Here is a 14,489-nt window from a genome sequence, read left to right on the forward strand (position 1 = left end):
CGATGCGTTACTGCTTCGCGCCTTCAACGGCTTCACGTGCCAGTTTAGTGATGCGGTCATAATCGCCTGCTTCCAGCGCATCCGCCGGAACCAGCCACGAACCACCGATGCACAGTACGCTTTTCAGAGCCAGATAGTCACGGTAGTTAGCCGGAGAAATCCCCCCCGTCGGGCAGAAACGCACCTGGGAGAACGGACCTGCGATGGCCTGCAACGCTTTGGTGCCGCCGTTGGCTTCAGCCGGGAAGAATTTGAATTCTTTCAGACCGTAGTCCATGCCCAGCATCAGTTCTGAAACCGTGCTGATACCCGGGATCAATGGAATCGTACCTTCCGTAGCCGCTTTCAGCAGAGGCTCGGTCAGCCCAGGGCTAATGGCAAACTGTGCGCCGGCCTCGGTCACTTCTGCCAGTTGCCGGGCATTAAGCACCGTACCTGCACCAATAATTGCATCCGGGACTTCGTTGGCGATGGCGCGAATGGCGTCCATGGCACAGGCGGTACGTAACGTCACTTCCAGCACGCGTACGCCGCCAGCGACCAGCGCTTTCGCCATTGGGACGGCATGTTCCAGCTTGTTCACTACGATAACCGGTACAACCGGACCGGTGGTCAGGATTGCTTCTGCACTTGTTTTCCAGTTTTTCATCAGACTCTTTCTCTCGCCAGATCTACAAATTTGTTATCTTAAAAAGTGATGCAGGTTGCACCCTGTTCGGCACCCGAGAGTTTCTCACGCAGTGCGCCAAACAGTTCACGTCCCGTCCCCACCCGCATTGCGCTCAGATCAGGAATATGCGGCTGGCGGGCAGCCAGCTCAGCTTCATCCACCAGCAAGGTCAGCTCACCTGTCTGTCCGTTCACGCGGATCATGTCGCCATCACACACTTTAGCCAGCAACCCGCCATCATAAGCTTCGGGTGTCACATGGATTGCCGAAGGAACTTTCCCCGATGCGCCAGAAAGTCGTCCATCGGTAACTAACGCAATTTTGAAACAGCGGTCCAATAATACACCAAGTGGCGGCATAAGTTTATGTAATTCTGGCATGCCGTTCGCTTTTGGCCCCTGATGGCGAACTACAATCACACAATCCTTATCCAGCAGACCAGCTTCAAAGGCAGGCAGAACATCATGCTGGCTCTCAAAGACCACCGCTGGCGCTTCAATAACCTGGTTTTCAACCGGCACCGCCGAGGTTTTCATCACGGCACGTCCGAGATTGCCGCTCATGACTTTCGTGCCGCCATGCGGAGAGAACGGTTTATCGATGGTCGCGATAATACTGCTGTCCAGTGAGACCTGAGCGCCTTCACGCCACGCCAGTTTGCCGTCGTTAAGCCATGGCTCCAGCGTATAACGGGACAGACCAAAGCCTGCCACGGTATTGACATCTTCATGCAGCAGGCCGCCTTTTAGTAGTTCACGAATCAGTACCGGTACGCCGCCCGCCGCCTGAAAGTGGTTAATGTCCGCCGGGCCGTTGGGATAAAGACGCGCCATCAGCGGCACAATTGCAGAAATGTCAGAGAAATCGTCCCAGTTAATCAGAATACCTGCCGCGCGCGCCATCGCCACCAGATGCATGGTGTGGTTGGTCGAGCCCCCCGTTGCCAGCAGCGCCACGATACCGTTGACCACCACTTTTTCATCAATCATCTTACCGAGCGGCATCCATTCTGCACCGTTGCTGGTCAGACGCGTTACCTGGCGTGCGGCGGCAGCCGTCAGGGCCTCGCGCAGTGGGGCATCGGGCTGGATGAATGACGAGCCCGGCAACTGCATGCCCATAAACTCAATCACCATCTGGTTAGTATTTGCCGTGCCGTAAAAGGTACAGGTTCCCGGCGCGTGATAAGACGCCGCTTCTGATTCCAGCAGCGCCATCCGGTCAACCTTACCTTCCGCATAAAGCTGGCGAACTTTTACTTTTTCTTTATTTGGCAGGCCGCTTGCCATCGGACCTGAAGGAATAAAGACCGACGGCAGATGCCCAAAAGAGAGCGCCGCCATCGCCAGACCAGGAACAATTTTATCGCAAACCCCCAGCCACAATGCACCGTCGAACATATTATGCGACAGCCCCACCGCCGCTGACATGGCAATGATTTCACGGCTCAACAGCGAGAGTTCCATCCCATCCTGGCCTTGCGTGACACCGTCACACATGGCCGGCACCCCACCAGCCACCTGCCCTACAGCATTGGCTTCATGCAGGGCTTTACGGATTAGCGCGGGATAATGTTCGTAAGGCTGATGCGCCGAAAGCATGTCGTTATAAGAGGTGATGATTGCAATGTTGTTACGCAACATGCTTTTTAAGGAGGCTTTATCATCCGGCTGACAGGCGGCAAAACCATGCGCCAGGTTACCGCAGGCGAGGGTGGAACGCTGAACGGTGCTGCTTCTGGCCGATTCAATGCGAGCAAGGTAGTCAGAACGCGTATCACGCGAACGTTCAATAATACGTTTTGTTACCCGTAACAAATCAGGATTCATAAAAGCTCCTTAAGGTTTTATCTTGTTAGCAGCACCATAAGCGGATTTTAACTATACGATTAATAGCGTATCGGCAGGTGTAGCGCAGCTCAGAGGTAAGTTACTGGGTGTAGTGTAATAAAAAAAGCCCTGCGGGGAAATCCACGCAGGGCCTGAATGTGCAAAAATAACGCGACAAACTGTGTTAGATCATGTTACCGGTAAAATAACACTGAAGGATTACTCAAACTCATTCCATGAACGGCCATCACGAGTAATCATGGCTACCGAAGCCACTGGCCCCCAGGTTCCCGCCTGGTACGGTTTTGGCGCATCCTGATCGGCAGCCCAGGCCTCGGTAATTGAATCCACCCATTTCCACGCCTCCTCCACTTCATCGCGACGCACAAACAGAGCCTGAATACCGCGCATGGTTTCCAGCAGCAAGCGTTCATAGGCATCCGCCAGATGCGTCTGGTTGAAGGTTTCCGAATAGCTCAGGTCAAGCTTGGTGGTTTGCAGATTGTGCTTGTGATCCAGCCCGGGCACTTTGTTGAGGATTTGAATATCAACCCCTTCATCCGGCTGTAAACGGATAGTCAGTTTGTTCTGTGGCAGCTCCTGCCAGGACTCTTTGAACAAGTTAAGTTCGGGGTTCTTGAAATAAACCACCACTTCAGAGCATTTGGTCGGCAGGCGTTTACCGGTGCGCAGGTAGAACGGCACGCCAGCCCAGCGCCAGTTATCAAGGTCGACGCGGATAGCCACAAAAGTTTCCGTATGGCTGGATTTATTGGCACCCTCTTCTTCCAGATAGCCCGGCACTTTTTTGCCCTGGGCAAATCCGGCGGTGTACTGACCGCGTACGGTTTTTTCACGCACATTGGTGCGATCAATGCGGCGCAGCGATTTCAGGACCTTCACTTTTTCATCACGAATACTGTCCGCGCTCAGATCGGCTGGCGGAGACATTGCTATCATGCAGAGAATTTGCAGCAGGTGGTTCTGGATCATATCGCGCATTTGGCCTGCCTGGTCGAAATACCCCCAGCGGCCTTCAATACCTACTTCTTCCGCCACGGTAATTTCGACGTGATCAATGGTGCGATTATCCCAGTTATTCACAAACAGCGAGTTGGCAAAACGCAGCGCCAGCAGGTTCAGTACCGTTTCTTTTCCGAGGTAATGGTCAATACGGTAAACCTGACACTCTTCAAAATACTCCCCTACCCGGTCGTTGATATCGCGCGAGGTTTCAAGCGATGTGCCAAGCGGCTTTTCCATCACAACCCGTGCCGGCTTGGCATTTAATTTTGCTTCACCCAGCCCTTTGCAAATTGCGCCAAACGTATCTGGTGGCATAGCGAAGTAGTTAATAGTGACGCGATTTTTTTGGTCCAGCATTTTCCCCAGACGGGAAAAAGCCGCCGTATCATTGACATCCAGGGTACAGAAATCCAGGCGGGCGCTAAGCTTGTCCCACAACTCTTCATCAATTTTTTCTTTCATGAAGGTTTCCAGCGCCTCACGGACGACTTTGGTATAGGCTTTTTTATCCCAGTCCGCCCGTCCTACGCCCAGAATACGGGTGTCATCATGAATCTGGCCTGCTTTCTCAAGCTGATACAGGGAAGGCAACAATTTGCGGCGAGCCAAATCACCTTTCGCGCCGAATATGACCAAATCACATGCATGAGCCGTTTGCGTTACCGCCATGTCATTCTCCTCAATTGGACATCCTGGTACTTATGCCAGGTCTTACTTGTAATTTTCTTACACTGCACTGTACTGTGTTTACCAATAACCTGAAACCCTTGCCACCGTTGAGCAATGGTAAAAGGCATATTTGGGAAAATAAAGGCGTTGTTGGTTAGGCATCTCCCTAATTTTCCTGTTACTTTTGCCTGGAACGTTGTGTCTGAAATCCGACTGCGATCATGGAATGAAAAAAAACAACACTATTTGCCGTTTATCTTCACCTATCTCGATCTCACCGGGGTATATTCTTGCTTTAACGCATCCGATTCTACTTATTAAGCGATCCTTTATCACCGTGAGCGTATTGTAAATAATGAATATGCTGGAAAAAATTCAGACCCAACTGGAACACCTTAGCAAATCCGAGCGTAAAGTGGCGGAAGTTATCCTGACAGCCCCGGCACAAGCCATACATTCCAGTATTGCTATCCTTGCGGTAGAAGCTGGCGTCAGTGAACCAACTGTTAATCGTTTTTGCCGCAGCATGGACACCCGGGGCTTTCCCGATTTTAAACTTCATCTTGCGCAAAGCCTCGCGCATGGCACGCCCTATGTTAATCGCAATGTTGACGAAGATGACAGCGTTGAAGCATACACCGGGAAAATATTTGAATCGGCAATGGCTAGTCTCGATCATGTCCGTCAGTCTTTAGATATGTCGGCAGTAAATCGTGCGGTTGATCTGCTCACCCAGGCAAAAAAAATCGCGTTCTTCGGTCTGGGTTCCTCCGCCGCCGTGGCACATGATGCGATGAATAAGTTTTTTCGCTTTAATGTCCCGGTGATCTATTCCGATGACATTGTGCTGCAACGCATGAGCTGTATGAATTGTAGCGATGATGACGTCGTAGTGCTGATTTCGCATACGGGACGTACCAAAACCCTTGTTGAACTGGCACAGCTTGCCCGTGAAAATGATGCGATGGTGATTGCCCTCACCTCGCCAGGCACTCCTCTTGCCCTGGAAGCTACCTTGGCAATCAGCCTTGACGTGCCGGAAGATACCGACATTTATATGCCTATGGTCTCCCGATTAGCGCAATTGACCGTCATTGATGTGTTGGCCACTGGATTTACCTTGCGCCGCGGCGCAAAATTCAGAGATAACTTGAAGCGTGTCAAAGAAGCGTTAAAAGAATCGCGTTTTGATAAAGCACTACACACTTATGGGGAACACCCCAGGAAAACGATAACAAAGCTGTAACTTATTTCATCATTCGGTTAAGTTCTTATTGTGTTGTTAACGCGCAGAACGACCGAATCCCTGTTCAGGCAACACCAAAAATTGATTCAGTCAACGGAGTATTACATGTCCAGAAGGCTTCGCAGAACCAAGATTGTCACCACGTTAGGCCCGGCTACCGATCGCGATAATAACCTCGAAAAAGTTATTGCAGCGGGGGCTAACGTTGTGCGAATGAATTTCTCGCACGGCACCGCGGAAGACCATAAATTACGTGCCGATAAGGTTCGGGAGATTGCGGCTAAACTCGGCCGTCACGTCGCGATTCTTGGCGATTTACAAGGCCCGAAAATCCGGGTATCCACCTTTAAAGAGGGGAAAGTTTTCCTCAACATTGGTGACAAATTCCTGCTGGATGCCAACCTGGGTAAAGGCGAAGGCGATAAAGAAAAAGTCGGTATTGATTACAAGGGACTGCCGTCTGACGTCGTGCCCGGCGACATTTTACTGCTCGACGATGGCCGCGTTCAGCTTAAGGTGCTGGAAGTTCAGGGCCTGAAAGTGTTTACCGAGGTGACCGTCGGCGGACCGCTTTCGAACAATAAAGGCATCAACAAGCTGGGTGGTGGTCTTTCCGCTGAAGCGCTGACCGACAAAGATAAAGCAGACATTATCACTGCCGCGCAAATCGGCGTGGATTATCTGGCCGTCTCCTTCCCGCGCTGCGGCGAAGATCTGAACTATGCACGTCGTCTGGCACGTGATGCCGGTTGCGATGCCAAAATTGTCTCCAAGGTTGAACGTGCGGAAGCCGTAGCCACCCAGGATGCAATGGACGACATTATTCTTGCCTCTGACGTGGTGATGGTAGCCCGTGGCGACCTCGGCGTCGAAATTGGCGATCCTGAGTTGGTGGGCATCCAGAAAGCTCTTATCCGTCGCGCCCGCCAGTTAAACCGCGCGGTGATCACCGCGACGCAAATGATGGAATCGATGATCACCAACCCAATGCCCACCCGTGCCGAAGTGATGGACGTGGCGAATGCCGTGCTGGATGGCACCGACGCCGTAATGCTCTCGGCCGAAACTGCGGCCGGGCAATATCCGGCGGAAACCGTAGCCGCCATGGCACGCGTATGCCTGGGCGCAGAAAAAATCCCGAGCATTAACGTTTCCAAACACCGTCTGGATATCGAATTTGATAACGTGGAAGAAGCCATTGCGATGTCGGCGATGTATGCCGCTAACCACACCAAAGGCGTGTCGGCAATCATTACGATGACCGAGTCGGGCCGTACCGCGCTGATGACCTCACGCATCAGTTCTGGCCTGCCGATTTTCGCTATGTCACGTCATGAGCGCACGCTCAACCTGACCGCCCTGTACCGTGGCGTCACGCCGGTGTATTTCGACAGCGCCAATGACGGCGTGGTGGCCGCCACCGACGCGGTGAACCTGCTGCGCGATAAAGGCTACCTGATGTCAGGTGACCTGGTGATCGTAACGCAGGGGGATGTGATGAGCACGATTGGTACCACGAATACGACGCGTATTTTGACGGTTCAGTAAGCTAGTCTTGTCAGGCCTGGTGATACTAGGCCTTTTGTTTATGATTGTGTAATATGCTTACCTGCTATAAGCCGCCTTCCTCATTGATACCTCATATAATATATGCTTGTTAAATACAAAAAATCATTTCATTCAAATATTGTATTATACGCATTTATCTGAAGAGATTATAATCCCAACCTTAAGTTAACTTATTAATTTAACTATACGCAAGAGAGTCAATCGAACAATAATATTTTTTATGAAATAACCGATTACAACAAGGAATACATATGGAAGAGGATAAAATAGCCTTTAATAGATTAAAATCAGATTATCACCGTCAGGCCGATAAATTATGTCTTGCTGATCCTTTTCTTTTTAAACGAGGTACTATTTATTTTAAAATAGAAGGTGCCATTAGAAAAATTCAGATGGATATTGACATGAATTGTTTGTCATACACAGGAGGAATAGATATATTAAAAGAGAAAATTTCAATCATAAACTACCAATACCAGATGGTACTTTTTAATAAAATAATTTCAAATAAAATAGCTACTGATATCTATGATGACGAACGCAGCGCAGAGCGATACAAATTATATTCAAAAATAATTGGTTTTTTAGCCGGTATTGGACAAGTTTCAACTGGTATTGCTATATGCTCTATTCCATCGGGTATCAGTTGTTTACCAGGCACAATAATGGCACTGCATGGATTAAATAACATCTATGAAAATGGTTATTACCTTTTATTTTACAAAGAAAAAAGCGGCCCCATCAGAGAAGCTTATCATTATGGGGCACATACCCTTGGAATAGACAAGCGTTACGGCGATGTTGCTTACGGAACAATAGATCTGGCACTTTCGGGCTACGGTTTAGCGCGGCGTATCCCAACAACGCGAGAAAAGTCATGGAATCTTTTCGGTATAAAATCCCACCAAACTGATTATACCAGAGGAATAAATAGTATGACCCCTCTGATTTTTACCCTAGAAATAGTTAGTGATGAAATAACCATATTATCTTTATACCCTCAGATAACCGAGACGCCAGACAATGCAAGATGAAATATTTTCTCCTGATTTACCATTAATGCCTATAGCGTTATATTTTTTGATATCTTTACTCTTCTTTTTTTTGTTAATTATTGTGAGGAAGTCAATTTTAAAGAAAAATAAATACTTATTCTTTCGCTATGTATACTATCTTACCGCCACGTTGGGCGCAGCTTTTCAGATAATGATTGGGCACGCAACTGCTGTAAACTCTCAATACTGGCATAACATATTTTCGATGCTTAACAGCTATTCTTCGACAGGATATTTAACGCTAATATTTGCAGCGTTATATTTATTTTCGATATACCGCGTGTAATAGTAGAAAAGCCTCATCCGTTGAGGCCTTTTCTTTATTTTTTCTTCGGATACAACTCCCGCCGCCGGTACGGCTCCGTTTCGCCGGGTTTGCGCGTCTTCAGCAGCTTTAACAGCCAGGTATACTGCTCGGGGTTTGGCCCCACCAGGTGTTCCACCTCTTCATTCATCCGCCGGGCGATAGTCACATCATCAGCCGTCAGCAGGTCATCCATCGGCGGACGGACATGGACCGTCAGGCAGTGGGTTTTACTGTCATACACCGGGAAAAGCGGCACGACGCGCGCCTTGCAGACTTTCATCAGCCGACCAACCGCTGGCAACGTTGCCTTATAAGTGGCGAAGAAATCGACGAACTCGCTCTGTTCAGGTCCATGGTCCTGATCGGGGAGATAATAGCCCCAGTAGCCCTGACGGACAGAGTGAATAAAAGGTTTGATACCATCGTTACGCGGATGCAGACGACCGCCGAATCGCCGCCGGACCTTGTTCCACATGTAATCGAATACAGGATTGCCCTGGTTATGAAACATAGCGGCTACCTGCTGACCCTGAGAGGCCATCAGCATCGCCGGAATATCGACGCCCCAGCCGTGCGGTACCAGCAAGATGACATTTTCAGCGTTACGACGCATTTCATCAATAATCTCTTTGCCCTGCCACAGGATGCGATCCTGAACCTTTTTTTCTTTACGCAGCGCCAGTTCCGCCATCAGCACCATCGCCTGTGGCGCAGTCGCATACATCTCGTCGATAATCGCTTCACGCTGCTGTTCGCTTTTTTCAGGGAAGCAATACAGCAGGTTAATCTGTGCACGACGACGGGCACTTTTACCCAGCCGCCCGGCCATACGTCCCAGCTTGCCTAACAACGGATCGCGAAAAGACGGTGGCGTCAGGGCAATACCGGCAAAGGCAAAGATGCCCAGCCAGGCACCCCAGAAGCGCGGATGTAAAAAGCGTTTCTCAAATTGTGGAATAAATTCGCTATTATTTTTCTTCGGTTCCATGCAAGTTCCAGACTGAGAAGAATGACATCAGAAATAATGTCTTAGTGTAGCGAGGCCGGGCGTGAGGTACAAAAGAAAAAGCCGGTGCGTTGAACACACCGGCTTTAAACGACGGCTTTTTAATCGAAGCGCAGTTGCGGCATAACCTCTTTAACCTGCGCCAGATAATCGGTACGATCTTTACCAGACAGACCTTCAGTGCGCGGCAGTTTTGCAGTCAGCGGGTTAACAGCCTGCTGGTTAATCCACACTTCGTAGTGCAAGTGTGGACCGGTAGAGCGCCCGGTATTACCAGAAAGCGCCACTCGATCGCCACGTTTCACTTTTTGCCCCGGTTTCACCAGCAATTTACGCAGGTGCATATAGCGGGTGGTGTAGGTGCGACCATGTCGGATAGCGACGTAATACCCGGCAGCGCCGCTGCGCTTGGCCACCACGACTTCACCGTCACCAACGGCAAGCACCGGGGTACCCTGCGGCATGGCGAAGTCAACGCCGCGATGCGGGGCAACACGTCCGGTCACCGGATTTAAGCGACGCGGATTAAAGTTGGAGGAAACACGGAACTGACGTGAGGTCGGGAAACGCAGGAAACCTTTCGCCAGACCAGTACCGCTGCGATCGTAAAATTTACCGTCTTCGGCACGGAAAGCGTAGTAGTCTTTACCATCAAGGCTCAGGCGTACGCCAAGCAGCTGGCTTTGCTCCGCTTTGCCGTCGAGCATCTCACGCGACATCAGCACTGCGAACTTGTCGCCTTTTTTCATTTTGCGGAAATCCATCTGCAACTGCATGGCTTTAACCACCGAGCTAACCTCGGCGCTGGTCAAGCCGGCTTCCTTCGCGCTGGCAATAAAGCCAGAACCAACGGTACCTTTCAGACTGCTGTTAACCCAGTCACCCTGCTGCAGTTCGCTGCTCATTTTGAAACCGTTGGCGGTGCGATCGTAGGTGCGGGTTTCACGGCGCGACATTTCCCATGTCAGCCGCTGTAGATCGCCATCATCGGTTAATGTCCAGGAGAGTTGCTGGCCAATTTTTAAGTTACGCAGTTCTTTATCAGAAGCAGCCAGTTGGGTAATGTCACCCATATCAATGCCGTACTGATTTAATACACTACTGAGGGTATCGCCGGTGGAAACCACATATTCATGCACGCCGGATTCGTTGCCAATTTTATCATCCAGCTCATCCTGCGGGATGGCTTCATCTTCCTGCGGGGCCTGATCAATAGGCTCACTGGCCTCCGGAAGCAGCGAGCGCACTTCGCTTTTTTCAAGCTCAATCACTTTGACTATCGGCGCGGATTCAGGATGGTAGACGTAGGGTCGCCAAACGGCGACCGCTAAAGTAAGAACCGTCAGCGACCCCAGCATGACGCGATGAGGTCGGGGCAAATTATTAAATGCCAGGGCGACAGAGCGGGCTATCTGTTGCACGTATTCACTTCCTCGTTAATCTCCTTTCAGGCAGCTCGAATACTGATCCGCAAGCTGAGTGAGAAACTGGCTATAGCTCTCTTTCCCCAACTTGATACTGGTGCCAAGCGGGTCCAGTGTTCCCATTCGAACAGAGGTACCCCGGGCAACAGCTTCAACGACCGCTGGCCTGAACTGTGGCTCAGCAAAAACGCAGGTTGCTTTTTGCTCAACCAACTGTGTTCTGATTTCATGTAAACGCTGAGCACCGGGTTGAATCTCGGGGTTTACGGTAAAATGGCCAAGCGGGGTCAGCCCATAATGTTTTTCGTAATAGCCATAGGCGTCATGGAATACGAAATAACCTTTACCCTTCAACGGTGCCAGCTCAGTACCCACCTGCTTATCGGTAGCGGCGAGTTGCGCCTCGAATGCTTGCAGGTTGGCGTCAAGTTTGGCTCGACTTTGCGGCATAAGTTCCACTAATTTTTCATGGATTGCAACTGCGCTAGCCTGGGCAATCTCCGGAGACAACCATAGATGCATGTTATAATCGCCGTGATGGTGATGATGGTCACTATTTTCGCCATCTTCATGCTCATGATCGTGCTCATCACCCTCATCCTCCGCCCCTTTTTGCAACAGCGGTTTCACTTTCGCCAGTTCGGCAATAGTAACTTTTTTGGCCTCAGGTGTGCCCTGCACAGATTTGGTCATAAACGCTTCCATATCCGGGCCAATCCAGACGACTAAGTCTGCGTTTTGTAAGCGTTTTACATCAGATGGACGCAGTGAATAATCGTGTTCTGAGGCTCCGTCCGGCAGGAGGACCTGGGTATCGGTCACGCCGTCTGCGATAGCTGAAGCGATGAATCCTAAAGGCTTAAGCGAAGCGACAACCGCAGCGTCGGCATGCTGTGCAGCGCTTCCCCAAAGTGCAACGGATAAAGCAGCGAAAAGAAACGTATTTTTATGTAACATAATGCGACTTATAATCGTAATGGATGAATGAATTGTGATATTATAACATTCATCATCTTGTGCAACCTTTAATTGAAATGACAACTCTTATCACTCTGGAAAAGGTCTCGCTCTCCTTTGGTCAGCGCCGCGTGCTGTCGGATGTCTCACTGCAATTGAAAAGTGGGAAGATTTTAACGCTGCTGGGCCCGAACGGTGCGGGAAAGTCCACACTGGTACGCGTGGTGCTGGGACTGGTAGCACCCGACAGTGGGCTCATCAAGCGAGACGGTAAGCTGCGTATTGGTTATGTTCCGCAAAAGCTCCACCTTGATGCCACACTACCGCTGACCGTCAGCCGTTTTATGCGCCTGCGTCCGGGCGCACGTAAAGAGGACATTTTACCTGCGCTTAAGCGTGTGCAGGCAGGACATCTGATTGACGCGGCGATGCAAAAATTGTCCGGCGGCGAGACGCAACGCGTATTGTTGGCCCGCGCCCTGCTTAACCGTCCTCAGTTGCTGGTGCTTGATGAACCCACCCAGGGCGTTGACGTTAACGGCCAGGTCGCGCTTTACGATCTTATCGATCAGCTGCGTCGCGAACTGGATTGTGCCGTGCTGATGGTCTCCCATGATTTGCATCTGGTGATGGCCAAGACGGATGAAGTATTGTGTCTCAACCAGCATATCTGTTGCTCGGGAACACCAGAGGTGGTCTCGTTGCATCCGGAATTTATATCGATGTTCGGCCAGCGCGGAGCAGAACAGCTCGGTATTTATCGCCATCATCATAATCACCGCCACGATTTACAGGGCCGTATTGTACTGCGCCGGGGAAATGGACACTCATGATCGAACTTTTACTTCCCGGCTGGCTGGCCGGGATTATGCTGGCCTGCGCCGCCGGACCGCTTGGCTCTTTTGTTGTCTGGCGGCGAATGTCTTATTTTGGTGACACGCTGGCGCACGCGTCATTACTGGGCGTGGCATTTGGTTTGCTACTGGACGTAAATCCGTTTTACGCTGTCATTGTGGTCACACTGCTACTGGCAGCAGGTCTGGTATGGCTGGAGAAGCGTCCGCATCTGGCGGTGGATACGCTACTCGGCATTATGGCTCACAGCGCATTGTCTCTCGGTCTGGTCGTGGTCAGCCTGATGTCAAATATCCGCGTTGATTTGATGGCGTACCTGTTTGGCGATTTGCTGGCGGTGACGCCGGACGATCTCATTGCTATCGCCGCAGGTGTAGCAGTGGTATTAGGTATTTTACTCTGGCAATGGCGTAATTTGCTGTCAATGACCATCAGCCCGGATCTGGCGTTTGTGGATGGCGTAAAGCTCCAGCGCGTTAAGCTGTTGTTGATGCTGGTGACGGCACTGACCATTGGCGTGGCGATGAAATTCGTAGGGGCGCTTATTATTACGTCGCTGCTGATTATTCCGGCTGCCACCGCGCGGCGTTTTGCCCGTACTCCCGAGCAGATGGCCGGGATAGCTGTTGGCGTGGGGATGATTGCAGTTACCGGCGGGCTGACCTTTTCCGCCTTTTACGATACACCAGCGGGGCCATCAGTGGTGCTGTGTGCAGCACTTCTGTTCGTGTTCAGTATGATGAAAAAAACGGCGCAGTAACCTTCTCCTCTTCCCCGGTGGCGCTACGCTTACCGGGGCGATTACAGGATGGGTTTTGTAGGCCGGATCAGGCGAACATTAACGAGCAATAATTCAACTTACGGCATTTGTGGCGGCGTAATGCCAAAGTGATCCCACGCACGCACCGTTGCCATCCGGCCACGCGGCGTGCGCTGTAAAAAGCCCTGCTGGATTAAATACGGTTCCAGCACGTCCTCAATCGTTTCACGCTCTTCGCCAATCGCTGCCGCCAGGTTGTCCAGCCCCACCGGGCCGCCGAAAAACTTATCCAGCACTGCGAGCAGTAGCTTACGGTCCATATAGTCAAAGCCTTCGGCATCAACGTTAAGCATATCCAGCGCCTGCGAGGCGATTTCAGCCGAGATGGTGCCGTCGTGACGCACTTCGGCGAAGTCACGAACGCGCCTGAGCAGACGGTTGGCAATGCGCGGCGTACCGCGTGCCCGGCGCGCCACTTCCAGCGCCCCTTCCTCACTCATCTCAAGCCCCATAAAGCGTGCGCTACGACCCACGATATATTGCAGATCCGGCACCTGATAAAATTCCAGTCGCTGTACAATACCAAAGCGGTCACGCAATGGTGACGTTAGCGAACCCGCGCGGGTGGTGGCTCCAATCAACGTAAACGGCGGCAGATCGATTTTAATCGAGCGTGCGGCTGGCCCTTCGCCGATCATAATATCAAGCTGATAATCTTCCATCGCCGGATAAAGCACTTCTTCTACCACTGGCGACAGGCGATGGATCTCATCAATAAACAGCACATCGTGCGGCTCAAGGTTGGTTAACATCGCAGCCAGATCGCCCGCCTTTTCCAGTACCGGGCCGGAAGTGGTGCGCAGGTTAACCCCCATTTCGTTGGCGACGATGTTGGCCAGCGTGGTTTTACCCAGTCCTGGCGGGCCAAAAATCAGCAGGTGATCGAGCGCTTCGCTACGCAATTTTGCCGCCTGGATAAAAATCTCCATTTGCGAACGTACCTGCGGCTGTCCGATATACTCTTCCAGCAATTTCGGGCGAATAGCGCGATCCGCAACATCTTCAACCAGGGTATGGCCTGCTGAAATCAGGCGATCTGCTTCTATCATGCTTTAC

At 51.1% G+C, this 14,489-nt stretch carries 12 protein-coding genes; 5 read left to right on the forward strand and 7 right to left on the reverse strand.

Annotated features, from left to right (window positions below; translation table 11 throughout):
* Positions 1–7 precede the first annotated feature (7 nt).
* From kdgA to zwf, 3 genes are all read right to left on the reverse strand, one after another.
* Positions 8–649, reverse strand: coding sequence for a bifunctional 4-hydroxy-2-oxoglutarate aldolase/2-dehydro-3-deoxy-phosphogluconate aldolase (gene kdgA / locus CHU32_RS13495; protein WP_103676040.1), 642 nt, complete (start codon positions 647–649; stop codon positions 8–10).
* Positions 650–687: 38 nt separating this feature from the next.
* Positions 688–2,499 carry a phosphogluconate dehydratase gene (edd, locus tag CHU32_RS13500; protein ID WP_103676041.1) on the reverse strand — a complete coding sequence of 604 codons (1,812 nt, stop codon included), beginning with the start codon at positions 2,497–2,499 and terminating at the stop codon, positions 688–690.
* 219 nt (positions 2,500–2,718) lie between these two features.
* On the reverse strand, positions 2,719–4,194 hold the full coding sequence (zwf, locus tag CHU32_RS13505; protein WP_103676042.1) for a glucose-6-phosphate dehydrogenase: 1,476 nt from the start codon (positions 4,192–4,194) through the stop codon (positions 2,719–2,721).
* Positions 4,195–4,549: 355 nt separating this feature from the next.
* On the opposite strand from zwf, the gene CHU32_RS13515 reads away from it, so the two are divergent.
* From CHU32_RS13515 to CHU32_RS13525, 3 genes are all read left to right on the forward strand, one after another.
* Positions 4,550–5,440 (forward strand): MurR/RpiR family transcriptional regulator, encoded by an 891-nt coding sequence (locus CHU32_RS13515; protein WP_103676044.1) that lies wholly within the window; start codon positions 4,550–4,552, stop codon positions 5,438–5,440.
* Positions 5,441–5,545: 105 nt separating this feature from the next.
* On the forward strand, positions 5,546–6,988 hold the full coding sequence (gene pyk, locus CHU32_RS13520) for a pyruvate kinase (protein ID WP_103676045.1): 1,443 nt from the start codon (positions 5,546–5,548) through the stop codon (positions 6,986–6,988).
* Between the two features lie 272 nt (positions 6,989–7,260).
* Positions 7,261–8,043: a DUF4225 domain-containing protein gene (locus tag CHU32_RS13525; RefSeq protein WP_103676046.1), complete on the forward strand. Its 783-nt coding sequence runs from the start codon at positions 7,261–7,263 to the stop codon at positions 8,041–8,043.
* Positions 8,044–8,384: 341 nt separating this feature from the next.
* Here the strand turns inward: CHU32_RS13525 and lpxM are convergent, their stop codons facing one another.
* The 3 genes from lpxM to znuA form a co-directional block, all read right to left on the reverse strand.
* Entirely contained in the window at positions 8,385–9,359 is a 975-nt protein-coding gene (gene lpxM / locus CHU32_RS13530; RefSeq protein ID WP_103676047.1) for a lauroyl-Kdo(2)-lipid IV(A) myristoyltransferase, read from the reverse strand.
* Between the two features lie 119 nt (positions 9,360–9,478).
* On the reverse strand, positions 9,479–10,798 hold the full coding sequence (gene mepM / locus CHU32_RS13535) for a murein DD-endopeptidase MepM (RefSeq protein WP_103676048.1): 1,320 nt from the start codon (positions 10,796–10,798) through the stop codon (positions 9,479–9,481).
* Positions 10,799–10,813: 15 nt separating this feature from the next.
* Positions 10,814–11,758, reverse strand: coding sequence for a zinc ABC transporter substrate-binding protein ZnuA (znuA, locus tag CHU32_RS13540; RefSeq protein ID WP_103676186.1), 945 nt, complete (start codon positions 11,756–11,758; stop codon positions 10,814–10,816).
* A gap of 77 nt (positions 11,759–11,835) precedes the next feature.
* Here znuA and znuC point away from each other — a divergent pair, with 77 nt between their 5' ends.
* Together znuC and znuB are read left to right on the forward strand one after the other, a co-directional pair.
* Positions 11,836–12,591: a zinc ABC transporter ATP-binding protein ZnuC gene (znuC, locus tag CHU32_RS13545; protein ID WP_103676049.1), complete on the forward strand. Its 756-nt coding sequence runs from the start codon at positions 11,836–11,838 to the stop codon at positions 12,589–12,591.
* Positions 12,588–13,373, forward strand: a complete 786-nt coding sequence (gene znuB, locus CHU32_RS13550; RefSeq protein ID WP_103676050.1) for a zinc ABC transporter permease subunit ZnuB — start codon at positions 12,588–12,590, stop codon at positions 13,371–13,373. The genes znuC and znuB overlap by 4 nt, the downstream gene beginning before the upstream one ends.
* Positions 13,374–13,471: 98 nt before the next feature.
* On the opposite strand, the gene ruvB is transcribed toward znuB, so the two are convergent.
* A complete protein-coding gene (gene ruvB, locus CHU32_RS13555; protein ID WP_103676051.1) occupies positions 13,472–14,482 on the reverse strand; it encodes a Holliday junction branch migration DNA helicase RuvB in 1,011 nt (336 codons plus the stop codon).
* Positions 14,483–14,489: the final 7 nt, after the last annotated feature.

Source organism: Superficieibacter electus (genome assembly GCF_002915575.1).
In the GTDB taxonomy this organism is placed as follows: domain Bacteria; phylum Pseudomonadota; class Gammaproteobacteria; order Enterobacterales; family Enterobacteriaceae; genus Superficieibacter; species Superficieibacter electus.